A 22,121-nucleotide genomic window follows, 5' to 3' on the forward strand; every position below is an offset into this window, starting at 1 on the left:
GTCTTCTCCATGAGTGGGTAGGGGCTCTATGCAGTGAGGCTACACCCGATCCCGTGCTTGGCCCGGCGGCCCGTAGCGACCTGTCGGATGTCAGTGCCCCCGGCTAGGCTCGATGCATGGAACACAGCACAAGCCTGACCCAGCACATTCATGCCACGCCGGAAAAGGTCTGGGCGGTCATCTCGGACATCCCGGGTTCCGCCTCCACCCTGTCCGGCATCGACGCCGTGCAGATGCTCAGCGACGGGCCGTACGGCGAGGGAACGCGCTGGAAGGAAACGCGGACCATGATGGGCCGCTCGGAAACTGTGGAAATGTGGGTGACGCAGGCCGATCCTCCCCGCAGCACCACGGTCAAGGCCCTGCAGGGCGGCGCCGATTACACCTCGCGCTTCAGCCTGGCCGAGCGCGACGGCGGAACGGACCTGACGCTGACCTTCGGCGCCGACGTCGTCAAGCCCACCCTGCTCAGCAAGGTCAGCATGACCCTCTTCGGCAAGCTGGGCATGAGCATGACACGTAAGGCGCTCACCAAGGACCTGGCGGAAATCGCCGCCAAAGCGGAATCGCTCTAGTGGCGGCAAAGGCCCCCAAGGTAACGGCTCCCCGGCTCTCGCCGGTCAGCCTGGAGGATGTCACGGATGATCCGGCCCCGGACTTCCGGCGCGGTGAAAGGTACGACGGCGTCCGGTACAGCCGGGCGGCCGCTGACGGTCTGGAGCTGAGCGGCACGGATTTTGCCGAGTGTGAGTTCCAGGGCGTCTCGTTCAATGACACCCAGCTCCGCGGGGCCACGTTCCGGGACTGCATCCTGTCCGAGCTGTACGCGCCGGTGTTCCGGGCCGCCCGGTCCACGTGGCGGGACGTGCAGCTGAACAATCCGCGGCTGGGCTCGGCTGAGCTGTATGAAACCGGCTGGCAGTCGGTCCGGATCGACGGCGGCAAGCTGGACTTCCTGAATCTGCGCGGGTCCAAGCTGACGGACGTTGTCATCAGCGACTGCATCATCAACGAACTGGACCTCGGTTCCGCCTCCGGGACGCGCGTGGCGCTCAAGAACTGCACCATCGGAACCCTGGATCTCACCGGCGCCCGGCTGAAGGATTTTGACCTTCGGGGCACGGATTTCCGGACCATCAGTGGCCTCGGCAGCCTGGCCGGCGTGGTGATCGACGACTACCAGCTGAGCCTGCTGGCGCCGCTCCTGGCCGGGCACCTCGGCGTCCTTGTCCTGTGAGTGTAGTCTTTATAGAACGAACGGTCGGTAAATAGGGCGGTCACTGGACGGCCCCGAAGATTCCGGCTCCCTGGCGTAAAGGATTTGTTCTTATGGTCGAGGCTTTTCTTGTTGGCGGCGTCCGCACTCCCGTGGGCAGGTATGGCGGGGCGTTATCGGCGGTCCGTCCTGATGATCTGGCTGCACTGGTGATCCGCGAGGCGGTGTCCCGTGCCGGGCTGGATCCGGACAGTATTGAGGAAGTCATCCTGGGCAACGCCAACGGCGCGGGCGAGGAAAACCGCAACGTGGCCCGGATGGCCGTCCTGCTGGCCGGTCTTCCCGTCCACATCCCGGGCATCACGGTCAACCGGCTGTGCGCGTCCGGGCTGAGCGCCATCATCCAGGCCAGCCACATGATCAAGTCCGGCGCCGCGGACGTGGTGATCGCCGGCGGCGTGGAGTCCATGAGCCGCGCGCCGTGGGCCCAGGAGAAGCCCGCCACGGCGTTCGCGAAGCCGGGCCAGATCTTCGACACGTCCATCGGCTGGCGCTTCGTCAACCCGCGGTTCCAGAAGGGCCAGCTGGCGCGGGACGGCAAGATGACCTTCTCCATGCCGGAAACCGCGGAAGAAGTGGCACGCGTGGACGGCATCACCCGCGAGGACGCCGACGCCTTCGCGGTCCGCTCCCACGAGCGTTCCCTCGCCGCCATCGCCGCAGGGCGCTTCAGGGACGAGATCGTCCCGGTGCCGGTGAAGTCCCGCAAGTCCGAAACCGTCGTTGATACCGATGAGGGCCCGCGCGCCGGCACCACCCTGGAGGTCCTCGCCGGGCTGCGCCCCGTGGTTCCGGGCGGGTCCGTGGTCACGGCCGGGAACTCGTCCACGCTGAACGACGGCGCTTCGGCCATCATCGTTGCGTCCGAGGCCGCCATCGCCCGGCTGGGCCTGACGCCGCGGGCCCGGATCATCGACGGCGCCTCCGCCGGCTGCGAACCCGAAATCATGGGCATCGGCCCGGTCCCGGCGACGCAGAAAGTGCTCGCACGGAGTGGCCTCAGCGCTGGTGACCTGGGCGCCGTCGAGCTTAACGAAGCGTTCGCCACGCAGTCGCTCGCGAGCATGCGCCGGCTCGGACTGGACCCGGACACCGTGAACAACGACGGCGGTGCCATCAGCCTGGGGCATCCGCTCGGTTCCAGCGGCTCACGGATCGCCATCACACTGCTGGGCCGGATGGAACGCGAGGACGCCAGGCTCGGCCTGGCTACGATGTGCGTCGGCGTGGGCCAGGGCACCGCGATGCTGCTGGAGCGTGTCTGATGCCCGCCCCGGACGGCGCGAACGGACACGTCAGCTCCCTTGACTTCGAGACGCTCCTGGTCGAGGAGCGGGAGGACCGCGTGGTGGTCCTCCTCAACCGCCCGGAGGTCCGGAACGCCATCGACCAGCAGATGGTGGACGAACTGCATCTGGTCTGTGCCGCGTTGGAGCAGAATCCCAAGGTCCTGATCATCTCAGGGGTCGACGGCGTCTTCGCCTCGGGTGCGGACATCGCCCAGCTGCGTGAGCGGCGCCGTGATGATGCCCTGCAGGGAATCAATTCCACCATTTTCGTGCGGATCGCGAAGCTGCCCATGCCGGTCATTGCCGCCCTGGACGGGTACTGCCTGGGCGGCGGCGCCGAGCTCGCCTACGCCGCCGACTTCCGGATCGGCACGCCCAGTGTCCGGATCGGCAACCCCGAAACAGGCCTGGGTATCCTGGCGGCGGCCGGGGCCAGCTGGCGCCTCAAGGAGCTGGTGGGGGAGCCGTTGGCCAAGCAGATCCTGCTCGCGGGCCTGGTCCTCCGCGCCGAGGAGGCCCTGGCTGCAAGCCTCATCACCGAAATCCACGAGGCGCCGGAGCTGATGGGTGCCGCGCACAACCTCGCGGACAGGATCGGCCGCCAGGACCCGCTGGCCGTGCGGATCACCAAATCCGTGTTCCACGCCCCCGCGGAGGCGCATCCGCTGATCGACCAGCTGGCCCAGGGGATCCTCTTCGAATCCCAGGCCAAGTTCGACCGCATGCAGTTGTTTTTGGATAAGAAAACAGACAAGAAAACGGACAAAAAATGAACCCGAACCTTCCCTCCACCGTTGGCGTCCTCGGCGGCGGCCGCATGGGCGCGGGGATCGCCCACGCCTTCCTGATCAACGGAGCCGACGTCTTGGTGGTGGAGCGCGACGAAGCGTCCGCCGCAGCCGCCCGGGAACGGGTGGAATCTGCCGCCGCCAAGAGCATCGAACGCGGCGCCACCGACGCCAACCTGGATGAGATGGCCGCGCGCCTGACCGTCACGGTGGACTACGACGACTTCACCGACCGCCAGCTGGTGGTCGAGGCCGTCCCCGAGGACTGGGACCTGAAAGTCACGGCACTCCGGGGCATCGAAGCGCGGCTGGCCGAGGACGCGTACCTGGCGTCCAACACGTCGTCCCTGTCGGTCAACGGTCTGGCCCGCGAACTCAAGCGGCCACAGAACTTCCTCGGCCTGCACTTCTTCAACCCCGTCCCCGCGTCCACGCTCATCGAAGTGGTGCTCGGCGAGCAGACGTCCCCGGACCTAGCTGAGACGGCGAAACGGTGGGTCGAGGCACTCGGCAAGACCGCCGTCGTCGTTAATGACGCACCGGGCTTTGCCTCGTCACGGCTGGGTGTGGCCATCGCGCTGGAGGCGATGCGCATGGTGGAGGAGGGGGTGGCGTCCGCGGAGGACATCGACGCCGCCATGGTCCTGGGCTACAAGCACCCCACGGGCCCGCTGCGAACCACGGATATTGTGGGGCTGGATGTGCGGCTGGGCATCGCCGAATACCTGCATTCAACGCTGGGGGAGCGGTTTGCCCCGCCTCAGATCCTCAAGGACAAGGTGGCCCGCGGAGAGCTGGGACGGAAGACGGGCAAGGGATTCTTCGACTGGGCTGAGTAGGATTTCCGGGTGACCCTCTTTGAACCCCTCACCCTGACCGGCCGGCACGTGATTCTTGAGCCGCTGCAGCACGATCACCATGACGGCCTGGTGGCGGCGGCGCAGGATGGCGAGCTGTGGAACCTCTGGTACACATCCGTGCCTGCGCCGGAGGGGATGGCGGCGGAGATCGACCGCCGGCTGGCCCTGCAGGAGCAGGGGTCCATGGTGCCGTTCACCACGCGGCTGATCGATCCGGCCACCGGCGGCCCGGGCCGGATCATCGGGATGACCACTTACATGAATATCGACGCCGGCACGCCCCGCGTGGAGATCGGCTCCACCTGGAATGCCGCGTCAGTGCAGGGCACCGGAACCAACGCGGATTCCAAGCTGCTGCTCCTGCGCCACGCGTTCGAGACCGTTGGCTGCCCGGCGGTGGAGTTCCGGACTCACTGGCTGAACCACCAGTCCAGGGAAGCAATTGCCAGGCTTGGTGCGAAACAGGACGGCGTGCTGCGCAACCACTCCCGGACCAGCGACGGCGTCCTGCGTGACACCGTGGTGTTTTCAATCCTGGAGCACGAGTGGCCGATGGTCCGGAACGGGCTGGAGCACCGACTCGCCAAACGCCGTTAGCGGCCTCAACTCCGAGTTTTTGTCCAGATAAACCCCTCAAACAGCCACCCCAAAAGCGGCGTTATCTGGACAAAAACTCGGGAGGGGCTAGCTCTGAGCGAAGGCGCGTTGGCTGACCAGTGAGGCATGGTAGCCCTGGCGGTAGCCCTCCCCGGTGGGGTGGAAGTTGGCGGGGTCCAGGATGTTGGCGGCGTTGAAATTGATCCATGGTGCCGCCGAACCCACGCCGTGGCCCGCAAAGGCACTTGTAACGTCGACGTATTGGGATCCGGTCCCGTTGGCAACGCCGGCGATGACGCCGTTGAGCCCGTCGACCATGGGGTTGGCCACCAGGGCGAACGGGTGGTCAGGGGCGAAGAGGTGCGGATAGCCCGTCAGGACGATCTTGGCGTTGGGTGCCTGGGACCGGATGGCGCCGACCATGGTCAGCAGCGACGTGGCCAGCGAACCGTCCGTCAGTTTTGCCTGCGCGGCAGCGAGGGCGCCGCCGCACTCCAGTGATGTTGGGGCAGGGAGGCAGGCCAGAAGTATGGCCGTGGTGCCGACGTCGTTTGCGCCGACTGTAATGGTGATGACCTCGGCGCCGGCGACGCTGGCAGGCAGGTTGCCGGCCACGGCTCCAGCGGTATACCCGGAGCAGCCTGCATTCGCGTTCAGCTGGATACCCTTCAGGTTGTCCGCAATGACCGGATATCCCTTGCGGCTCACAAAGCAGGTCCGGTCTGTGTAAGGTGCCGCGCCTTGCCCGGCGGAGTAGGAATCGCCCAGCGCCACATAGTCGGTTCGTGACGTGGTCGCCGCTTGGGCCGGGATGACCGTGAAGCCCAAAGCCATTGCCATGGTGGCGAGGCCGGCCGCAAAAGCCGAGCGCCGACGTCGTACTCCAGAACGTGCCATTGAATTTTCCCCTTTGACTATCTATTTGAATAAATAACACAGGCATGTAACAGCCACCGTACGCCACGCTCAAAGGCAGGTCACGGGCCCGGAGTACTCGATTTTCCGGCGCCGCTACACTGTCCGGTACCTGCCCATCGTGTGCGGGCGGTGGCGGCTGTGTGGTTAGCTGTCCGGGTGGAGACGACAGGGGGAGCCGTGAACTGGGACGGAGCCGTGAATGCCTGGCACGTTGCAGGCCGCGTTTACCGGATGGGGCGCCGCGAATGGCTCACCGAGGCAGGTTGGCGGCAGGCGTACGACGACGGCGTCCGCACGGTGATTGATCTCCGTAACTCCCGTGAAGCGCAGCGCCGGGACACTGACCCTGCCGTGACCGAAGCGGCCTGGTCCGGCGTCATGATCGTCGCCGCACCCACTGAAGAACCCGATGATCCGCGGTTCACGGCCGTCTGCGGACCGTACCTCAATGATCCCGCCCAGTATCTGCACAACGTCCGGCTCTACCCGGAGAAGTTCGTGGCGGTGTTCCGCGCTGTCGCGGCTGCCGAGGCCGGTGCGGTCGTCATTCACTGCGCCGCTGGCCGGGACTGGAGCGGCATGGTGGCCGCCATGCTGCAGGACCTCGCCGGCGACCCGGACCAGCTCATTGCGGACGGCTACGCCCAAGCCGCCCGAGGCATCAACGAACGCTTCCGGACGCACGGCCCGCCCCATGCTGGCGAACGCCACATCGACGACGCCGAACTGGCACCCCTGCTGGAGCGGCGCGGCCAGGTTGTGGTGGAGTTTGTCCGGGAGCTGGACACCCGCACCTTCCTGCTGCGCAACGGCCTGTCCGAGGCCGAACTGGACGCCGTCCTGAGCCTGCTCGGCAGCCGGGTGGCGCCATGAATTCCATGACGTATGTGGCGGCCTCGGGCCAGACCTTCCTCATGGCAGGCGGGGCGGTCTTGTGCCTTGCCGCGGTGGTGGCCTCGATCATGGCACGGCGGAGCGATACAGATGAATAGAACGAAAGCGATGGCACACAGTTTGAAACGCGTATTTGCAGCAGCAGCGGCTGCCGGAGTGGCACTTTCCGTGGGGCTCGGGGCCGTGCCGGCCTGGGCTGTTGAACAGCCGGCCGTTGAGCCGCCGCCGGTCGTCGCGCAGCCGAGCGAAACGCCCCCCGGCGACGCCGGCCTTCGGGAAGCTGCCCTCCGCGATCTTGGCCTGACCCCCGAAGAGTTCGCGGCTGCGGGCCAGCTGGGCAAGCAGGCCGCGGACGTTGTGGCGGCCCTGCAGGATATCTCCGGCTACCTCGGAACACGGATCCACGATGGCCGCATTCTGGTTGCCGGCACCGGGGCCGAGCTGGAAGCGGAGGTGGCACGGCTCACTGCGACTATCCCGGCCATCGACCTTGAAACCGCACCCGCCGTGCCGCCGTCGGACGGGCCTGCTGACGGAACTGACGCGCCGGCCGCGACAGGCACTCAGGCGACCGGTTCTCCGGCGACCGGCACCGAACTGGCCCGGAGCACCCAGGAGCTGTACCAGGCGTACCTCCGCGACGTGGGCGCGGCCGAGTTGCAGGCCGTGGCGTACACCGGGAACAGGTTCGTAGTCCGTATCGGCGGAATCAACGGGTCCGAGGCCATCGTGCCTGATTCGGCCGACGACGCCGGAAATCCGAGCCTCGCCAGCCCCAACGCGGACGGCAAGATCTCGCCCGCCGAGTTTGTGGCCCGCTACACCAACGTGCAGCTCGACGCCGGGGCGCCGCTCGCGCCGCAGGCCGACCTTTCCGGCGGCCAGGGCTACTTCACCGACATCGGACAAATCTGCTCCGCTGGCTTTTCAGTGTTTGACCCGGCAGGCCTGCCGGGCGTCCTCACCGCCGGACATTGCACGGATGACGGCACCGCGGCAACGGCCACCGTGGAATTTCCGCAATGGAACCGTGGCGACCTGTTGGGGACCTTCGGGTTCAGCCAGTTCGGCGGACCCGGAAACTCCACGGTCCTGCGCCCCAGCAACGATGTTGACCCCGGCAACGTCGGCACGGACATCGCGGTTATTGGCCAACTTCGCGCGGACCTCGATCCACTGCCCGCCGCCAGCACATGGAACGATCCCTCGCAGGCCGGCAGGGACGTCAAGATCATCGGAACGGCCGCCCCGGTCATCGGCATGCCGGTCTGTCGCTCCGGCCGAACCTCAGCGTGGTCCTGCGGAACCATCAACGAAGTGGGGATCTACGTGGCAGGCGGACTCAACTTTGCGACGGATCCGACAGACCTGCGGGCCTTCAACGGTTTCCTGTCCTTCGATGTCCAGTCCAGCGGCGGCGATTCCGGCGGGCCCTGGGTCAGCGGCAACTACGCCATAGGCACCCACTCGGCAGGAGAAGAAGCGCCCAAACCCAACGAAGCGCCGCCGGCAAACTTCGCCGTCGCCGCCACGCTGCAGGACTCATTGGCGGTGCTCCCCGGCTACCAGCTGGAACTCTTCCTCAACAAGCCGACGGTGACGTCGCCCGCGCCGGGGGCAACGTTCGACGCCGGCCAGACCGTCACCGGCACGGTGGCCGCGGCTCCGGCGTCGGCTGTCGCGGCGGGTTCGAAGGTCAGGATCACCGTGACTGGCCAGGCGCCTCTTGAGGTTCCCGTGGATACCGCCGGTGCGTGGTCCTTTACTGCCCCCGCGGTGGCCGGCCCGCTGCGTTTCACGGCCGAAACGGTCAACGGATTCAGCACATCCGGTGCCGCGGCCTTCTACTTCGCCGCTGTCCCCCCGCCGTCCCCGCCGGCCGCGCAATCTCAGCCCCCGGCTGCGGTGCCAGCCGCGAACGGTGCGCTGCCCCCAACACGTGACAGCGCCGCCGTCGTACGTCCGCTGGGTGACAGTGCGGGGGCTAACTTGGCCAACACGGGCGCCTCCGGGCTGATCCTGGCAGGAAGCCTGGCCGCTGGTGCGCTCGCCGTCGGCGGTGTGTTCCTGTTGTTGGCGAAGCGGCGGAAGCGGCAGCGCCCCACCCCAACTAGGTAGCAGCACATGTCGTTTTGAGCTCTCATAACGACACCTACTGCTACCTAGTTGGGAGGGGAGGGCTACTTCTTCGGCTTGATCAGCAGGTTGGTGATGCGCAGGGTGCAGAGGCGCTGGCCGGCGTCGTTGGTGATAAGGACCTCGTGCGTGGTCAGGGTGCCGCCGAGGTAGATTGGCGTGGCGGTGATGGTGATCTTGCCCTCGCGCGCGGAGCGGTGGTGCGTCGCGGAGACGTCCACCCCCACGGCAGTTTTCCCCAACGTGCTGGCGTGGATCACGGCCGCCCAGGAGCCCACCGCCTCGCCCACCGCCAGGGACGCGCCGCCGTGGAGCAGCCCGAACGACTGCCTGTTGCCCTCCACAGGCATCGTCGCCACCACGCGCTCGACCGATTCCTCCAGGATTTTCACGCCCATCTTCTCGTCGAGCTCCCCGAGCACGATCTTCCACGGTGTGGCGGCCGGGGTGGCGCCCGGTGTGGTGTCCGGCGCAGCGGCGTCGGGGGATAGGGCAGTCATGGGTCTCCTTTGGCGAGGCTGAACTTCCAGTGTGCGGCACGGCACAGTCATGTACTGTAGACATATTACCGAACGGACGGTCAGTAAAGCCCTGGCCGCGTTTTGTCCCCGCCTTGGAAGGACCCGTCAACGATGACCACCACTGCAGAAGCCACAGTCGACACCGTCCAGACCGTTCCCAGTTTCATCCAGGATTCCTGGTGGACTCCCGACGCCGGTTCGGCAGCTTCCGCTGTCCCCGTGCGGGATGCGAGCACCGGGGAAGTCCTGGCCCAGGTGAGCACCGACGGCCTGGACCTTGCCGCCGTCGTGGATTACGGCCGCAGCACGGGACAAACGGAACTGGGCAAGCTGAGCTTCCACCAGCGCGCCCTGAAGCTCAAGGAGCTGGCGCAGTACCTGAACGCCCGGCGCGAGCACTTTTATGCTTTTTCTGCCCAGACCGGTGCCACCAGGATCGACTCGATGATCGATATTGACGGCGGCATCGGCGTCCTCTTTACGTTCGGTTCCAAGGGCCGGCGCGAGCTGCCCAACTCGCAGGTGGTGGTGGACGGACCCCTGGAGGTGCTGTCCAAGGACGGCTCGTTTGTGGGCGAGCACATCTATACCCGCATCCCGGGCGTGGCCGTGCAGATCAACGCGTTCAACTTCCCGGTCTGGGGCATGCTGGAGAAACTCGCGCCGGCCTTCATCGCCGGGGTCCCCACCATCGTCAAGCCCGCCACCCCCACCGGGTATGTGGCCGCGGCCGTGGTGAAGGCCATCATCGAATCCAACATCCTGCCGAAGGGCTCGCTGCAGCTGATTTCCGGCTCCGTCCGCGGCCTCCTGGACGTGCTGGACTACCGCGACCTCGTTGCCTTCACCGGCTCCGCCTCCACGGCCCTGTCCCTGAAATCGCACCCCAACGTGGTCAAGGGCGGCGTCCGCTTCACTTCCGAAACGGACTCCCTCAACGCCGCCATCCTTGGTCCGGACGCTGTGGAGGGCACCCCGGAATTCGACGCCTTCATCAAGTCAGTGGTCACCGAAATGACGGTCAAGGCGGGCCAGAAGTGCACGTCCATCCGCCGCGCCATCGTCCCGCAGGAGCTGGTGCCGGCGGTGATCGCCGCGATCGGCAGGCGCGTGGATGAGCGTGTGGTGCTGGGGGATCCCCGCGCCGACGGCGTCACCATGGGCGCTTTGGCGTCGCTCGAACAGCTCGCCGATGTCCGCGCCGCGGTGCAGTCAATGCTCGACGCCGGCGGTGAGCTCGCGTACGGAACGCTCGATTCGCCGTCGGTCACCTCTGCCGGCGGCGCCACGGGCGTAGTGGATGCTGGCGCCTTTATGTCGCCGGTGGTGCTGAGCTGGGCTGACGCGGAGACTGACGCGATCCACTCACTCGAGGCGTTCGGCCCGGTTGCCTCCGTGATCGGATACAAGGACCTGCCCGACGCCGTCCGCCTCGCCGCCCGGGGCGGCGGCTCCCTCGTGGCGTCGGTGTGCACCAACGATCCTGCCGTGGCCCGCGAACTCGTCACCGGGATCGCCGCTCACCACGGCCGTGTCCTGATGCTCAACCGCGAGGACGCCCGCAGCTCCACCGGCCACGGTTCACCTGTCCCCCACCTGGTCCACGGCGGTCCGGGCCGCGCCGGCGGCGGCGAGGAGCTGGGCGGCATCCGCTCGGTCATGCACCACATGCAGCGCACCGCCATCCAGGGCTCGCCCAACATGCTCACCGCCGTCACCGGCCTCTGGCACACCGGCGCAGACCGGAACTTCACGCTCGAGACCGAGGGCCAGCACCCCTTCCGGAAATCCCTGGCCACGCTGCACATTGGCGACGCCATCCGCTCGGAGCTGCGTGAGGTCTCGCTGGAGGACATCACCGCGTTCGCCAACTCCACCGGCGACACGTTCTACGCCCACACCAACCAGGAAGCGGCAGAAGCCAACCCGTTCTTCCCGGGCATCGTGGCGCACGGCTACCTGCTGCTGAGCTGGGCCGCCGGACTGTTTGTGGAACCGGCACCGGGCCCGGTCCTGGCCAACTACGGCCTGGAGAACCTCCGCTTCATCACGCCTGTGGCTGCCGGGGACTCCATCCGGGTGACCCTGACCGCCAAAAAGATCACCCCGCGTGAAACCGACGAGTACGGCGAGGTGGCCTGGGACGCGCTCCTGACCAACCAGAACGACGAGATCGTGGCCACCTACGACGTCCTCACGCTCGTCGAAAAGTAGCCCCAAATTCCGGACGCTCTCTCACTTAATGTGGGTTCCGGGCGGACGCTCTCTCACTTACGTTACGGCCCCGGTGGTGTCGTCGTCGGGGTGGGAGTTGGGTCCCCCGCCGCATACGCACGCACCCAGTCCACCCGCATTTCACCGGCGCCGTCCGCAGTAGCATCCGGGAACCAGTCAAGCTGCAACGTCTGGTGCATCGGACCCGGAGGCAGATGCGCAGTATTGGTTTCCTCGAACCACTTCACGCCGTCCACGTACCCGACGATCCCCGCAGGCGACCAGTCCACGGCATAATTGTGGAACTGAGACACGTCCAGAGCCTTGGTGGCTGACGTTTGCGTGTTACTGCACGAGTAGTGCTGGAAGAACTTGATGACGTTCCAGTCACCAGTCGTTTCCGCGTAATCAACCTCGCCGTCACACGGCCAGTTGCCGTTATCCGGCCAAAGGATTGAAACCATGTGATACTCGTTGTCGCCCGAACCCGCAGCCCGGACCTCCCACCGACCGTACTTCTGCCGCGCGAACTTCGCGCCCATTCCGGCAGTCGTGCCGTCCGGGGTTCCGGTGATAACCATTTTGGAGCCGTCCACAGTTACCTGTTGCGGACTCCGGACCCCGTTTCCGTTATGGCCGGCGCTGTTGTGCACGGACCATTTGGTAGCGTCCGGCGCACCCACATAATTGAACTCATCGCCAGCCGTCGGCGTGCCCCAGTTCAGCGTCGTCGCGGCTGAATCCGCTGTGGGAGCAATGGCGGTTGTCGTCGGAGTAGCGGTGGCAAATGGGGGCGGAACCGTACACCCTGACAGAGTTAGGCCGGCCAGCACCATCAACACCCGCAATTTTTTCATTGAACGTTCCACGCCCTCACGTAGTCCACCCGCATAGCTGCTCATCCTGGAACTGCGGGTCCCTCATCCTTCGCGCCATCCCATGAGCATAAGGGCGGCCGGCGGCAGACGGGGCGAGTCCGAAAAAATGGGGGCATCCCACCTGCCGGTCCATCCTCAAGAGCGAACCTGAACCGGTCCTCGCATGAGAGAGCGTCGAGTTTTTTCCCGCATTATGTGAGAGAGCGTTTGGATCTTTCCGGGCTGCTGCGGCGTAAAATTTCCACCGTAGGAGGTGGCCAAATGAACCTAGCCCTGAACACAGCCACAACCATCCTGCCCGTCGATGACGCAGCGCGCGCCCGCAGTTTCTACACCGAAAAACTGGGCCTCCCGCACCGCGGAATGACAGACAATGGAAGCGAATTACTCGGTAGCGACGGCGGCCCGATGCTGCAGTTGTTGCCGGTCTCGGACGGGAAGCACTCCGAGCACACCGCCCTCAGTTTCGAGGTGCGCAACATTGAGCGGATCGTGCAGGACATGGAGGCCAGGGGCGTCCGTTTCCAGGACTACGACCTGCCCAACCTCAAGACCGAGAACCACATCTGCACAACGGACTCCGAGAAATGCGCCTGGTTCATGGACACGGAGCACAACATCCTCTGCGTTCACGAGACGTTGGGCATGCAGGTCGAATACCAGCTCTGACCGCCCCGGAAGGTCGCACTCAGCACGCGCAGCATTCCCTAGTGCTGCGCGTGGAGCCCGTCGAACGCGATGGTGATGACGTCGTCGGCCAGTTTTTCCGGCGTGAGGGAGCCGCCCGGTTTGTACCATTCCACGATTGAGTTGATGGTGCCGAACAGCAGGCGCGTGACGGTGCGCGGATCGATGTCCTGGCGCAGCGAGCCTTCGTCGCGGGCTGCGGCAATCAGGGCGGCCACCTCGTGATCAAACGCGCGACGGCGTTCCAGGGCGTCGCGCTCAATGTCAGTGTTGCCCCGCAACCGTAGGAGCAGCGTGACAAACGGCAGCCGCTCCACAAGGACGGCCACGGTTTGCCGCAGGACAAATTCCAGCCGTGCGTCCGCGGCGCCGCTTTGCGCCCCGGGCTGTTCGAGGATTGATTCCAGGCCACCGAGGGCATGGTCCAGGGCGAGCTTCAGGAGGTCGCCCTTGGACGGCACGTGGTGGTAGATGGCCGATTTCGAGATGCCCAGGTTCTCGGCAAGGATGCCCATGGACGTGGCGTCATAGCCGTGCCGGTTGAAGACGTCGACGGCGATGAGCAGCACCGACTGCTGGTCGTAACCGGGACGGCCGCGCTTGCTGGGGACTGCTGTAGTGGGCATACCGGCTATTTTCCCATGAACGTTCGGTAATCCCTGCAGCGCCGCAGCCGGGGCCTCACGTGTCCGTTCGCGCTAGGCCATGGGGCGCAGGTCGTAGATCCGGCGCAGCTTGCCGTTTGACCGCTCCAGTGAACCCGGCTCCACCACGTCAACGGCGCACGAAGAACCCACGTGGATCTTGATCTGCTCCTGCAGGGTGCGCGCCGCCGTCGTACCCTGCTCAACTGTCACCGCGTCCCGGCGCTCGATCTTGACCGTCAGCTGGTCCATCCGCTGCCCCTCGGGGCGGGTGAGTTCGAGCTGGAAGTGAGGGCTGAGTTCGGGGATGCGCAGCGCGATTTCCTCGATCTGGGACGGGAACAGGTTCACGCCGCGGAGGATGATCATGTCGTCGCTGCGGCCGGTGATGCGGCCCATCCGGCGGTGCGCGGGGCGGGCGGTGCCGGGCAGGAGGCGGGTGAGGTCCTTGGTGCGGTAGCGGATGATCGGCAGGGCTTCCTTGGTGAGCGAGGTGAAAACGAGTTCGCCGTGTTCGCCGTCGCGCAGGACGTTTTCCTTGCCCACGACGGGGTTGAACGCGTCGATGATTTCGGGGCGGAAATGGTCCTCCCAGATGTGGCTGCCGTCCTGGGTTTCCACGGCCTCGCCGGCGACGCCCGGGCCCATCACTTCGGACAGGCCGTAGATGTCGCAGGCCTTGATGTTCATGGTGACTTCGAGTTCGTGCCGCATCTCCTGCGTCCACGGTTCGGCGCCCAGGACCGCGTACTTGAGCGATGTGGAGGCGGGGTCGATGCCCATATGGGCCATCGCGTCGGCGATGGTCAGCAGGTAGGTCGGCGTGCACAGGATGGCATCAGGCGCGAAGTCCTGGATGAGCTGGATCTGGCGTTCGGTCTGGCCGCCGGACATTGGGATGACGGTGCAGCCCAGGGCTTCAGCGCCGGCGTGCGCGCCCAGGCCGCCGGTGAACAGGCCGTAGCCGTAGGCGTTGTGGACCTTCATGCCGGGCCGGACGCCGGAGGCGCGGAGGCAGCGCGCCACCAGTTTGGCCCAGTCGGCCAGGTCCTGCTTGGTGTACCCGACGACGGTGGGCCGGCCGGTGGTGCCCGAACTCGCGTGCACGCGGGCGACTTCGCTTTGCGGCACGGCGAACATGCCGAACGGGTACTCGGCGCGCAGGTCTTCCTTGGTGGTGAACGGGAAGTTGCCGAGGTCGGCCAGTTCGCGCAGGTCGGCGGGGTGGATGCCGGCGTCGTCGAATTTGCGCTTGTAGAGCGGCACGCGGTCGTAGGCGTACGCCACGGTGTGCTGCAGGCGGGTGAGCTGGAGGGCCTCGAGTTCGTCGCGGGAGATGGTTTCCTCGCGGTCCAGGATGGGATCTGTGCCCGGGGAGGTGCCCTGGGACGTGGACTGCGGCATGGGCGTTTCGGGGGCGTGGAGGGTCATGGTTTCCTACTTCTTGGGAATGGTGCGGCTGCGTCCGCGGAACTCGGCGATGAGTTCCCCCGGGTTGCCGGAGCTGGGTGGCGAATCGGGCTGGGCACCGGGCTGCGTGCCGGCGTCGGCGGCGAAAATCTGGATGTCGTAGAGCCCGCTGCGCCCTGAGCTGGACCGGCGGTCCGCGACGGCGGTGATCACCTGGCCGCGGTAGGCGGGCTTGAGGAAGTTGATGTCGACACCGGCGGCAACGGTAATGCTGTCGGCCTCTTCGGGGGTGGGATTGACCGGGTTGCAGGCAAGGGCGAACGCGGAATCGGCGAAGGCGAAGATCATTCCGCCGTGCGCCATGCCGAACCCGTTGAGCATTTCCTGCCGGAGCTTCATGCGGATGGTGGCGTGTCCGTCGCTGACGGCGAGGACCTCGATGCCCATCCATTCGGAGGCGTAGTCGTTTTCCAGGATGGGGTGGGTGACCCCGGAGAGTGCTGCTTCAGCCATGCGTCATTGCCTCCAGCTTTATTTACCGAATGTTCATTAGGTAATCCCAGATGCGGGTCCGGTGTCAAGGGCAGACCGGTCTGCGGGTACCCCTGATCGGTGGGACCCCCGGCACGGAAGTGCAAGGATGGAGGGACCGGCACCACGCACAGCAAAGGGCGGACCATGGCCAAAGGCATCTACGTCAGCGCGACCACCCCGGGGTCGGGCAAATCGCTCGTGGCCCTGGGCCTCGCGGACACGCTCCACCGGCACGCGGACCGGATCGGCTTCTTCAAACCGGTGGTCCACGGCCCGGACGCCGCCGACGATCCCATGGTGGCGCTGATGAAATCACGCTTCGCGCTCGACGACGACCGTTGCCGTGGCGGCCTGACGTCCACTGAGGTGCGTGCCCTCCTCGCAGACGGAAAACGCGCCGACATCGATGCGCGCTGCGTGGAGATCTTCGCCGAGATCGCCAAGCATTGCGACGTGGTGATCGTGGAGGGGACGGACCTCACCGGCCAGGACGCCGCCGTCGAGTTTGACCTGAACGCCCGGCTGGCCAACAACCTGGCCGCGCCGGTGGTTGCCGTGGTGGGCGCCAAGGGGCTCAGCGTCGCGGAGGCCGCGGCCGCCGTCGAGGTTTCCCGCAAGGAGCTGGCGGCGGAAAAGTGCTCGCTGCTGGCCATCATGGTGAACCGCGCTGACCCGGACCTCGTGGAGGCAATCGCGGCCGCCATCAAACCGGGTGCATCCAACCGGCCCGTGTACGTCCTGCCGGAGCTGGAGGAGATCGCCCGGCCCACCACCGGCGAGGTTGCCACGGCGCTGGGCGTACGCCAGATCGCCGGCCTCGCGGACATGGAACGCGACGTCCGGGACATCAAGGTGGCCGCCATGAACGTGGGCAACTTCCTGAACGTGCTGGACGAGGGGGCCCTGGTGATCGTTCCCGGCGACCGTGCGGACGTGATGGTGGCCTGCCTGGCGTCGTCGTTCTCGCCGGAATTCCCGGTGCCGTCCGCGCTGATCCTGACCGGCGGCCTGTCCCCGGACGCCAACATCTACCCGCTCCTGGCGCAGGCGCCGTTCCCCGTGTTTGCCGCCAGCCAGGACACCTACACCACTGCCAAGAGGGTCTCCGAGGTCCGCAGCGAGATCTGGTCCGGGCACCGCCGCAAGGTGGCCTCCGCCCTGGGTCTGTGGTCCAAACGGGTGGACGAGGCCGAACTCGTGGAACGCCTCCACCTGCCGCGCCCGGAGCGGATGACCCCGCTGCGGTTCCTGCACGACCTCATCGAACGGGCCAGGGGGCAGCGCCGGCACGTGGTGCTGCCGGAGGGAACGGACGTCCGGATCCTGCAGGCCGCCGAAATCCTGCACCGCCGCGACGTCTGCGACCTCACCCTGCTGGGACCGGATTCGCAGGTCCGGGAGCTGGCAGCGGCCAACGGCATCGACCTCGCCGGGATCAACATCGTGGACCCGGCCACCTCGGAACTGCGGCAGGGGTTCGCGGAGAAGTACGCCGAACTGCGTGCGCACAAGGGCGTGGACCTGCCCAAGGCCCTGGAAATCATGCAGGACGGCAGCTACTTCGGCACCATGATGGTCCAGCTGGGTGTGGTGGACGGCATGGTGTCCGGCGCCGCCCACACCACCGCGCACACCATCCGCCCGGCGCTGGAGTTCGTCAAAACGCGCGACGGCGTCAAGATCGTGTCCTCGGTGTTCCTGATGCTCATGCCGGACCGGGTGCTGGTCTACGGCGACTGCGCCGTGAATCCGGACCCCAACGTGGAACAGCTCGCCGACATCGCCCTCGCCTCGGCCGAAACCGCGGTGCAGTTCGGGGTGGAGCCGCGGGTGGCCATGCTGTCCTACTCCACCGGCGGCTCGGGCTCCGGCGAGGCCGTGGACGAAGTCCGGCAGGCCACCGAACTGGTGCGTCAACGCCGCCCGGATCTCGCCGTCGAAGGCCCCATCCAGTACGACGCCGCCGTGGACGCTTCCATCGCGGCCTCCAAAATGCCCGACTCGTCAGTGGCAGGCCAGGCGACCGTGTTCATCTTCCCGGACCTGAACACCGGCAACAACACGTACAAGGCGGTGCAGCAGAGCTCCGGGGCGGTCGCCGTCGGGCCCGTCCTGCAGGGCTTGCGCAAGCCGGTCAACGACCTCTCGCGCGGCTGCACCGTGGAGGACATCGTGAACACGGTGGCCATCACCGCCATCCAGGCAGCAACGCGGGGTCACTAAATGCCCCTTCCGGAGGGAATATTGGGCATTGAGTGACCCCGCGTTGAGGTTAGCTGTTTTCCGGCTTGGCCAGGCTGTCTGGGTCTTCTTCCTTGGCGGGCTCGTCGGAGAGTCCTTCGGGCGTGAGGTCCAGGTTCTGCGGATCCTTGGGTTGTTCAGCAGGCTCGCCCACTTCATCGACCTTGGGGCTTCCGGTGTCGTCCAGGGCCGGGTTGGCACCCTCGACGCCGGTAGGGTCCGTGGTGCCGGAGGCGGGTTCTGGGGTCCCGGGTTCTGCTGTCCCGGGCTCGGTGTCGTCGGGCTGAGTGGTGTCGTTCGGCATGAAAGTCCTCTCTGCGTGGTGCAACGTGTCCGCCGACTCTAAGCGCCTGCCGCGGCTGACGCAACGGCAGGCGCGGGTGAGCCGGTCTGCAGCCTCAGCCCTGACGGGCCTTCATCCGCGGATTCTTCTTGTTGATCACAAACGTTCGGCCCCGGCGTCGGACGATCTGGGCGCCGGGAACTTTCTTCAGGGCGCGGAGGGAATTTCTGACTTTCATGGGCTTGCTCCTTGTTGTTGGTGTGCGGCGGGGGCCGTTCAGGACGGGGCGGGGTCGAGCTGGAACGGGTCGGTCAGACCGGCGAACCCGGCCTCCATTTCCGCGTCGGTGAGTTCGCAGGCGGAGAGCAGCTGCGCAATTTCCGCCGGGTCCATGCCCTCTCCGGTCGCGGCCAGCACGCTTCCGCGGTCCCCGTGTTCCGGATGCCAGTCCAGGTGGGCGTCCACATGGTTGAGGGGATCGGGCGCCGCACCGGCGTCCTGGTCTGCCAGCCACGGTCCGGTGTTTTCGAGCCAGACACGCGGGCCGATGCCCTGGATGGCGATCCGGCACTGCGGTGCGGCGGCGATCCACAGGCGTCCCCGCAACCAGCAGCACCCTTCCGCGAGGGACGCCAGGGCGTGCCGGAACCGCTCAGGGTGCAACGGCCGTTGGGCCCTGTGGGTGACGGTAGTGAACGGTGACGTGGAGGACGACGCCGGGATCCGCACCGAACCGGGGACTGTCCGGCTCAGGGCGTCGTGGTAGTTGTGGCGGCCCGGGCGGATGAGGCGGGCGTTTTCCGCCACGTCAGCGTGAGGGGCCAGTTCCCTGACCAGTTGGACGCCGCGAACACGCAGGGCGGGGTCGGCCGGACACAGGTCCACCTCTGCCAGCAGGACGGTGTCATTGAACGACAGCTCGCCGATGAGGAATTCACCAGCAGTGCGCTGGTCCTCCGGGACTGGTGTGAACCCGGACTCAAACAGGGTGTGGTGGTCCCAGATGTGGTCCTCCAGCGTGTCAGGGGCGCAGGCAAGGACAGCGGAATCAATCGTCACCGGGCGGGAAAGGCCACGCCGCAGGGCGCCGATCGCGGCCTCCGCGGACACGGCCGGAGGGAGCCCGATGATGGCCTGGGTCTCCCCGCGTTCCAGCAGCCGCTCGATGGTGGGCACGAGATCCAGCCGCACGGTGCAGCTCAGGCAGCCGTGTTCCAGCTGCGTCTCGGCGCGCTCCACAAGCCCGGACTGGCTGGAGATCCTGCGGATCACCACGCCGTTCTCCAACAGATCGTGCAGGACCACCACGGCGCCGGGATTGGCCGCGGCCGCGTCTTGGCAGGCTTGCTGGCGGCACAGGGCGTCCAGGGAGCTGATCACAGTGATATGCATGCCGATTACTCTAATGAGAATCATTATCATTTACAAGCCAGCGTACACAGGAGGGGAACTTATAGAGTGGATCCCAGGGAGCGCTGCGCCAGGCTCCGGCACACCCCTCGTCAGCTGTGCCCCGCGGCACCAAGGCTCCAGGAGGCCCCATGCTTGTGCTCGTTATCAATTCCGGTTCGTCCTCGCTCAAGTACCAGGTCCGGGACGTGGTCGCCGGCATGGTGCTGACCGAAGGGCTGATCGAGAAGATCGGCATGGGCAACGGCGGTGATGGCGACGGCGAAATCGAGGGCCCCCGAGATCATGCGGAGGCGCTGGAACTGGTAGATGCCGCGATCCATGCCGAGCTCGGGGACCTGGACCTGGCGGCGGTGGGCCACCGTGTGGTGCACGGCGGTGAGCGGTTCGCCGAGCCCGTGCTGATCGACAACGAGATCACGCGTGCCATCGAGCGCCTCAACCCGCTGGCGCCGCTGCACAACCCCGCCAACGTCCTGGGCATCCGCGCCATCAGCAAGAAGTGGCCGGACCTGCCGCAGGTGGCCGTGTTCGACACCGCATTCCACCGCACGCTGCCCGAACACGCCTGGCGCTACGCCGTCCCCGATGAGCTCTACACGAACCACGGCATCCGCCGCTATGGCTTCCACGGCACGTCGCACGAGTACGTCACGCACCGCGCCGCCGGGCTGCTCGATCTTCCCGTGGACGAGTTCGACGGCGTGATCGCCCACCTGGGGAACGGCGCTTCCGTCACGGCCATCCGCCGCGGTCAATCGGTGGACACGTCCATGGGCTTCACGCCGTTGGAGGGCCTGGTGATGGGCACCCGCTCAGGCGACCTTGATCCCTCCATCCTGGTCTTCCTCGGCCGGATCGGGTGGACGCCGGAGGACATCGACACCATGCTCAACCGCGAATCGGGGCTGAAGGGGCTCGCCGGAAACAACGACATGCGCTCGGTGGTGGAGGCGTCAGAGGCCGGCGACGCCAAGGCTTCGATGGCGCTCGCGGTTACGTCCTACCGGCTGGCCAAGTACATCGGCGGCTACCACGTGGCCGTCGGGGGCGCCAAGGCACTGGTGTTCACGGCGGGGATCGGCGAAAACTCGCACCAGTTCCGCGCCCTCGTGACTGACAGGCTGAATGCGCTGGGCATAGAGCTCGACGCCGGCCTGAACAGTCAGCGGTCCAAGGAACCGCGGGTGATTTCCACGGCTGCGTCCGCCATCCCGGTTTTGGTGGTGCCCACCGACGAGGAGCGCGCCATCGCAGAGGCAACTGCCGCCGTCGTCGGTGGTTGAGCCTGGGCCCACGACCGCAGGGTTCCCTGACCGAGCTTGCGAGGTGAGGGAGCGGTTGGGGAGCGAAACCCGGTGATCGAGCTTGCCCGGGCTGCGGGGTAGCCTCAGTCCATGCCTGAGATCACTTTGCCCATCCGCACCGAGCGTTTGATCCTGCGCCGGTTCGAAGCTGGGGACCTGGACGCCTTCCATGCCTACCATTCGCTGCCTGAAACGGCCCGATTCCTGCCCGGGGAGGCCAAGAGCTACACCAAGTGCATGGAGTCCGTGGGCAAGTACGCCAACTTCGTCTTCGAGAAGGAGGGCGACTGGATATGCCTGGCCATCGAGGCCGTGGACGCCCCGGGACTCCTCGGCGAGGTGGTGCTGAAGTGGCTTCCCGGCAGCGGGCAGGGCGAAGTGGGATGGTCCCTGGCGCCGGGCGCGCGGGGCAAGGGCTACGGGGCCGAGGCCGCGGATGCCGTGCTGAGGCTGGGGTTCGAGGAGCTGGGAATGCACCGGATCGAGGCAAAGCTCGACGCGCTCAACACCGCCTCCGCCGCCTTGTGCGAACGGCTGGGCATGCGGTTGGAGGCCCGGCTGGTGGACAAATGGCATTACAAGGGCCAGTGGGCCACTGAGCTGGTCTACGCGATCCTCGAGGACGAATGGCGCGCCCGCTCCCAGTGAGGGAAACGAATGGCCATTGACTGCCTGATGGGTCAAGGCCAAACTGGCGTTGTGCCTAGCTGCCGGCCATGCCGCGCTGGCAACAGGCGTGTCCAAGGAGAACCCGATGCCTACCGTGGAAGAAAGCGTCTACATTGCCCGCCCGCCACAGGAAGTCTTCAATTTCCTGTCCAGGGGCGAAAACATTCCGGTCTGGGACTCCTCGGCGGTCCATGCCGAAACGGTCGGGACCGAGCCTGTTGCGGTCGGCACCCGGGTCAAGGGCGCCAGCAAGGTGGTGGGCAGGAAATTCGACTGGACAACCGAGGTCATCGAATTCCAGCCTCCAACCCGCCTTGTATCCCGCTCGGTGGAAGGAAAGCTGGAATTCACTATCACCCATGTCCTGGAACCTGAAGGTGACGGGACGCGCCTGAACTTCCGGATCGATGCGGCATCTGGCCTGGGCGGGGTGTTCGGCAAACTGGCCGACCGGTTCGTGGAACAAGCCCAGGCCAGGACCGTCCGTGCCAACCTCGAGACACTGGCCGAGCTGCTGACTGAGCATCCGGAGCTCGGGAGCAGCGACGCCTGACGGCGGTGATCA

24 protein-coding genes are annotated in these 22,121 nt (G+C 66.5%); 15 read left to right on the plus strand and 9 right to left on the minus strand.

Translation table 11 applies throughout. The features are described from left to right. Positions 1-116 precede the first annotated feature (116 nt). The 6 genes from NFC73_RS15745 (at position 117) to NFC73_RS15770 (ending at position 4,810) form a co-directional block, all read left to right on the plus strand. On the plus strand, positions 117-575 hold the full coding sequence (locus tag NFC73_RS15745) for an SRPBCC family protein (protein WP_104060425.1): 459 nt from the start codon (positions 117-119) through the stop codon (positions 573-575). Further along, on the plus strand, positions 575-1,237 hold the full coding sequence (locus NFC73_RS15750; RefSeq protein ID WP_254751662.1) for a pentapeptide repeat-containing protein: 663 nt from the start codon (positions 575-577) through the stop codon (positions 1,235-1,237). The genes NFC73_RS15745 and NFC73_RS15750 overlap by 1 nt, the downstream gene beginning before the upstream one ends. Positions 1,238-1,329: 92 nt before the next feature. Further along, positions 1,330-2,541, plus strand: a complete 1,212-nt coding sequence (locus NFC73_RS15755; RefSeq protein ID WP_254751664.1) for a thiolase family protein — start codon at positions 1,330-1,332, stop codon at positions 2,539-2,541. Further along, complete coding sequence (locus NFC73_RS15760) at positions 2,541-3,338, plus strand: enoyl-CoA hydratase/isomerase family protein (RefSeq protein WP_254751666.1); 798 nt, start codon at positions 2,541-2,543, stop codon at positions 3,336-3,338. Before NFC73_RS15755 ends, NFC73_RS15760 begins: the two co-directional genes overlap by 1 nt. Then, positions 3,335-4,192 (plus strand): 3-hydroxyacyl-CoA dehydrogenase family protein, encoded by an 858-nt coding sequence (locus NFC73_RS15765; RefSeq protein WP_254751668.1) that lies wholly within the window; start codon positions 3,335-3,337, stop codon positions 4,190-4,192. Before NFC73_RS15760 ends, NFC73_RS15765 begins: the two co-directional genes overlap by 4 nt. Before the next feature lie 9 nt (positions 4,193-4,201). Beyond that, positions 4,202-4,810, plus strand: a complete 609-nt coding sequence (locus tag NFC73_RS15770) for a GNAT family N-acetyltransferase (protein WP_254751670.1) — start codon at positions 4,202-4,204, stop codon at positions 4,808-4,810. 87 nt (positions 4,811-4,897) lie between these two features. Here the strand turns inward: NFC73_RS15770 and NFC73_RS15775 are convergent, their stop codons facing one another. Further along, the gene (locus tag NFC73_RS15775) at positions 4,898-5,707 is read right to left on the minus strand and encodes an SGNH/GDSL hydrolase family protein (protein ID WP_254751672.1); all 810 of its coding nucleotides are present in this window, start codon (positions 5,705-5,707) and stop codon (positions 4,898-4,900) included. Between the two features lie 198 nt (positions 5,708-5,905). Between NFC73_RS15775 and NFC73_RS15780 the strand changes: the two genes are divergently transcribed. From NFC73_RS15780 to NFC73_RS15785, 3 genes are read left to right on the plus strand one after another with little or no spacing between them, the layout of a single operon-like run. Beyond that, positions 5,906-6,601: a tyrosine-protein phosphatase gene (locus NFC73_RS15780; protein WP_254751674.1), complete on the plus strand. Its 696-nt coding sequence runs from the start codon at positions 5,906-5,908 to the stop codon at positions 6,599-6,601. Further along, positions 6,598-6,720, plus strand: a complete 123-nt coding sequence (locus NFC73_RS20780; protein WP_256548998.1) for a hypothetical protein — start codon at positions 6,598-6,600, stop codon at positions 6,718-6,720. Before NFC73_RS15780 ends, NFC73_RS20780 begins: the two co-directional genes overlap by 4 nt. Before the next feature lie 10 nt (positions 6,721-6,730). Continuing rightward, positions 6,731-8,740, plus strand: a complete 2,010-nt coding sequence (locus NFC73_RS15785; RefSeq protein ID WP_254751676.1) for a S1 family peptidase — start codon at positions 6,731-6,733, stop codon at positions 8,738-8,740. Between the two features lie 62 nt (positions 8,741-8,802). Here the strand turns inward: NFC73_RS15785 and NFC73_RS15790 are convergent, their stop codons facing one another. Then, complete coding sequence (locus NFC73_RS15790; protein ID WP_254751799.1) at positions 8,803-9,156, minus strand: PaaI family thioesterase; 354 nt, start codon at positions 9,154-9,156, stop codon at positions 8,803-8,805. Positions 9,157-9,390: 234 nt separating this feature from the next. On the opposite strand from NFC73_RS15790, the gene paaZ reads away from it, so the two are divergent. Beyond that, positions 9,391-11,493, plus strand: coding sequence for a phenylacetic acid degradation bifunctional protein PaaZ (paaZ, locus tag NFC73_RS15795; RefSeq protein WP_254751678.1), 2,103 nt, complete (start codon positions 9,391-9,393; stop codon positions 11,491-11,493). A 62-nt stretch (positions 11,494-11,555) separates the two neighbouring features. Here paaZ and NFC73_RS15800 read toward each other — a convergent pair whose 3' ends face one another. After that, positions 11,556-12,350 (minus strand): glycoside hydrolase family 16 protein, encoded by a 795-nt coding sequence (locus NFC73_RS15800; protein ID WP_254751680.1) that lies wholly within the window; start codon positions 12,348-12,350, stop codon positions 11,556-11,558. Positions 12,351-12,632: 282 nt separating this feature from the next. Here NFC73_RS15800 and NFC73_RS15805 point away from each other — a divergent pair, with 282 nt between their 5' ends. After that, entirely contained in the window at positions 12,633-13,040 is a 408-nt protein-coding gene (locus NFC73_RS15805) for a VOC family protein (RefSeq protein WP_254751682.1), read from the plus strand. Positions 13,041-13,078: 38 nt separating this feature from the next. Here NFC73_RS15805 and NFC73_RS15810 read toward each other — a convergent pair whose 3' ends face one another. The 3 genes from NFC73_RS15810 to NFC73_RS15820 form a co-directional block, all read right to left on the minus strand. Continuing rightward, positions 13,079-13,684, minus strand: coding sequence for a TetR/AcrR family transcriptional regulator (locus tag NFC73_RS15810; RefSeq protein ID WP_254751684.1), 606 nt, complete (start codon positions 13,682-13,684; stop codon positions 13,079-13,081). A gap of 72 nt (positions 13,685-13,756) precedes the next feature. Beyond that, positions 13,757-15,133: a phenylacetate--CoA ligase PaaK gene (paaK, locus tag NFC73_RS15815; protein ID WP_372494678.1), complete on the minus strand. Its 1,377-nt coding sequence runs from the start codon at positions 15,131-15,133 to the stop codon at positions 13,757-13,759. A 6-nt stretch (positions 15,134-15,139) separates the two neighbouring features. Then, the gene (locus NFC73_RS15820) at positions 15,140-15,625 is read right to left on the minus strand and encodes a hotdog fold thioesterase (protein WP_254751686.1); all 486 of its coding nucleotides are present in this window, start codon (positions 15,623-15,625) and stop codon (positions 15,140-15,142) included. A 165-nt stretch (positions 15,626-15,790) separates the two neighbouring features. Between NFC73_RS15820 and pta the strand changes: the two genes are divergently transcribed. Continuing rightward, positions 15,791-17,869, plus strand: a complete 2,079-nt coding sequence (pta, locus tag NFC73_RS15825) for a phosphate acetyltransferase (protein ID WP_254751688.1) — start codon at positions 15,791-15,793, stop codon at positions 17,867-17,869. 49 nt (positions 17,870-17,918) lie between these two features. Here pta and NFC73_RS15830 read toward each other — a convergent pair whose 3' ends face one another. The 3 genes from NFC73_RS15830 to NFC73_RS15840 all read right to left on the minus strand — a co-directional run bounded on the left by NFC73_RS15830 (position 17,919) and on the right by NFC73_RS15840 (position 19,562). After that, positions 17,919-18,191, minus strand: a complete 273-nt coding sequence (locus NFC73_RS15830) for a hypothetical protein (protein ID WP_254751690.1) — start codon at positions 18,189-18,191, stop codon at positions 17,919-17,921. A gap of 94 nt (positions 18,192-18,285) precedes the next feature. After that, on the minus strand, positions 18,286-18,408 hold the full coding sequence (gene ykgO / locus NFC73_RS15835) for a type B 50S ribosomal protein L36 (protein ID WP_058931424.1): 123 nt from the start codon (positions 18,406-18,408) through the stop codon (positions 18,286-18,288). A gap of 38 nt (positions 18,409-18,446) precedes the next feature. Further along, a complete protein-coding gene (locus NFC73_RS15840) occupies positions 18,447-19,562 on the minus strand; it encodes a GTP-binding protein (RefSeq protein ID WP_254751692.1) in 1,116 nt (371 codons plus the stop codon). 149 nt (positions 19,563-19,711) lie between these two features. Between NFC73_RS15840 and NFC73_RS15845 the strand changes: the two genes are divergently transcribed. From NFC73_RS15845 to NFC73_RS15855, 3 genes are all read left to right on the plus strand, one after another. Continuing rightward, positions 19,712-20,866 (plus strand): acetate kinase, encoded by a 1,155-nt coding sequence (locus NFC73_RS15845; protein ID WP_254751694.1) that lies wholly within the window; start codon positions 19,712-19,714, stop codon positions 20,864-20,866. Between the two features lie 111 nt (positions 20,867-20,977). Beyond that, a complete protein-coding gene (locus tag NFC73_RS15850) occupies positions 20,978-21,535 on the plus strand; it encodes a GNAT family N-acetyltransferase (protein WP_254751696.1) in 558 nt (185 codons plus the stop codon). A 106-nt stretch (positions 21,536-21,641) separates the two neighbouring features. Then, positions 21,642-22,109: an SRPBCC family protein gene (locus NFC73_RS15855; RefSeq protein WP_254751698.1), complete on the plus strand. Its 468-nt coding sequence runs from the start codon at positions 21,642-21,644 to the stop codon at positions 22,107-22,109. The last annotated feature ends 12 nt before the right edge of the window (positions 22,110-22,121 follow it).

It is taken from the genome of Pseudarthrobacter humi (assembly GCF_024294965.1).
Classification (GTDB): Bacteria; Actinomycetota; Actinomycetes; order Actinomycetales; family Micrococcaceae; genus Arthrobacter; species Arthrobacter humi.

What these genes read in the sequence shown, in the direction of transcription:
- NFC73_RS15745 (WP_104060425.1), top strand. Translation starts at nt 117, where the DNA reads ATGGAACACAGCACAAGCCTGACCCAGCACATTCATGCCACGCCGGAA.
- NFC73_RS15755 (WP_254751664.1), top strand. Translation starts at nt 1,330, where the DNA reads ATGGTCGAGGCTTTTCTTGTTGGCGGCGTCCGCACTCCCGTGGGCAGG.
- NFC73_RS15760 (WP_254751666.1), top strand. Translation starts at nt 2,541, where the DNA reads ATGCCCGCCCCGGACGGCGCGAACGGACACGTCAGCTCCCTTGACTTC.
- NFC73_RS15765 (WP_254751668.1), top strand. Translation starts at nt 3,335, where the DNA reads ATGAACCCGAACCTTCCCTCCACCGTTGGCGTCCTCGGCGGCGGCCGC.
- NFC73_RS15775 (WP_254751672.1), bottom strand. Translation starts at nt 5,707, where the DNA reads ATGGCACGTTCTGGAGTACGACGTCGGCGCTCGGCTTTTGCGGCCGGC.
- NFC73_RS20780 (WP_256548998.1), top strand. Translation starts at nt 6,598, where the DNA reads ATGAATTCCATGACGTATGTGGCGGCCTCGGGCCAGACCTTCCTCATG.
- NFC73_RS15785 (WP_254751676.1), top strand. Translation starts at nt 6,731, where the DNA reads ATGGCACACAGTTTGAAACGCGTATTTGCAGCAGCAGCGGCTGCCGGA.
- NFC73_RS15790 (WP_254751799.1), bottom strand. Translation starts at nt 9,156, where the DNA reads ATGGGCGTGAAAATCCTGGAGGAATCGGTCGAGCGCGTGGTGGCGACG.
- paaZ (WP_254751678.1), top strand. Translation starts at nt 9,391, where the DNA reads ATGACCACCACTGCAGAAGCCACAGTCGACACCGTCCAGACCGTTCCC.
- NFC73_RS15800 (WP_254751680.1), bottom strand. Translation starts at nt 12,350, where the DNA reads ATGAAAAAATTGCGGGTGTTGATGGTGCTGGCCGGCCTAACTCTGTCA.
- NFC73_RS15805 (WP_254751682.1), top strand. Translation starts at nt 12,633, where the DNA reads ATGAACCTAGCCCTGAACACAGCCACAACCATCCTGCCCGTCGATGAC.
- NFC73_RS15810 (WP_254751684.1), bottom strand. Translation starts at nt 13,684, where the DNA reads ATGCCCACTACAGCAGTCCCCAGCAAGCGCGGCCGTCCCGGTTACGAC.
- paaK (WP_372494678.1), bottom strand. Translation starts at nt 15,133, where the DNA reads ATGACCCTCCACGCCCCCGAAACGCCCATGCCGCAGTCCACGTCCCAG.
- NFC73_RS15820 (WP_254751686.1), bottom strand. Translation starts at nt 15,625, where the DNA reads ATGGCTGAAGCAGCACTCTCCGGGGTCACCCACCCCATCCTGGAAAAC.
- pta (WP_254751688.1), top strand. Translation starts at nt 15,791, where the DNA reads ATGGCCAAAGGCATCTACGTCAGCGCGACCACCCCGGGGTCGGGCAAA.
- NFC73_RS15830 (WP_254751690.1), bottom strand. Translation starts at nt 18,191, where the DNA reads ATGCCGAACGACACCACTCAGCCCGACGACACCGAGCCCGGGACAGCA.
- ykgO (WP_058931424.1), bottom strand. Translation starts at nt 18,408, where the DNA reads ATGAAAGTCAGAAATTCCCTCCGCGCCCTGAAGAAAGTTCCCGGCGCC.
- NFC73_RS15840 (WP_254751692.1), bottom strand. Translation starts at nt 19,562, where the DNA reads ATGCATATCACTGTGATCAGCTCCCTGGACGCCCTGTGCCGCCAGCAA.
- NFC73_RS15845 (WP_254751694.1), top strand. Translation starts at nt 19,712, where the DNA reads ATGCTTGTGCTCGTTATCAATTCCGGTTCGTCCTCGCTCAAGTACCAG.
- NFC73_RS15850 (WP_254751696.1), top strand. Translation starts at nt 20,978, where the DNA reads ATGCCTGAGATCACTTTGCCCATCCGCACCGAGCGTTTGATCCTGCGC.
- NFC73_RS15855 (WP_254751698.1), top strand. Translation starts at nt 21,642, where the DNA reads ATGCCTACCGTGGAAGAAAGCGTCTACATTGCCCGCCCGCCACAGGAA.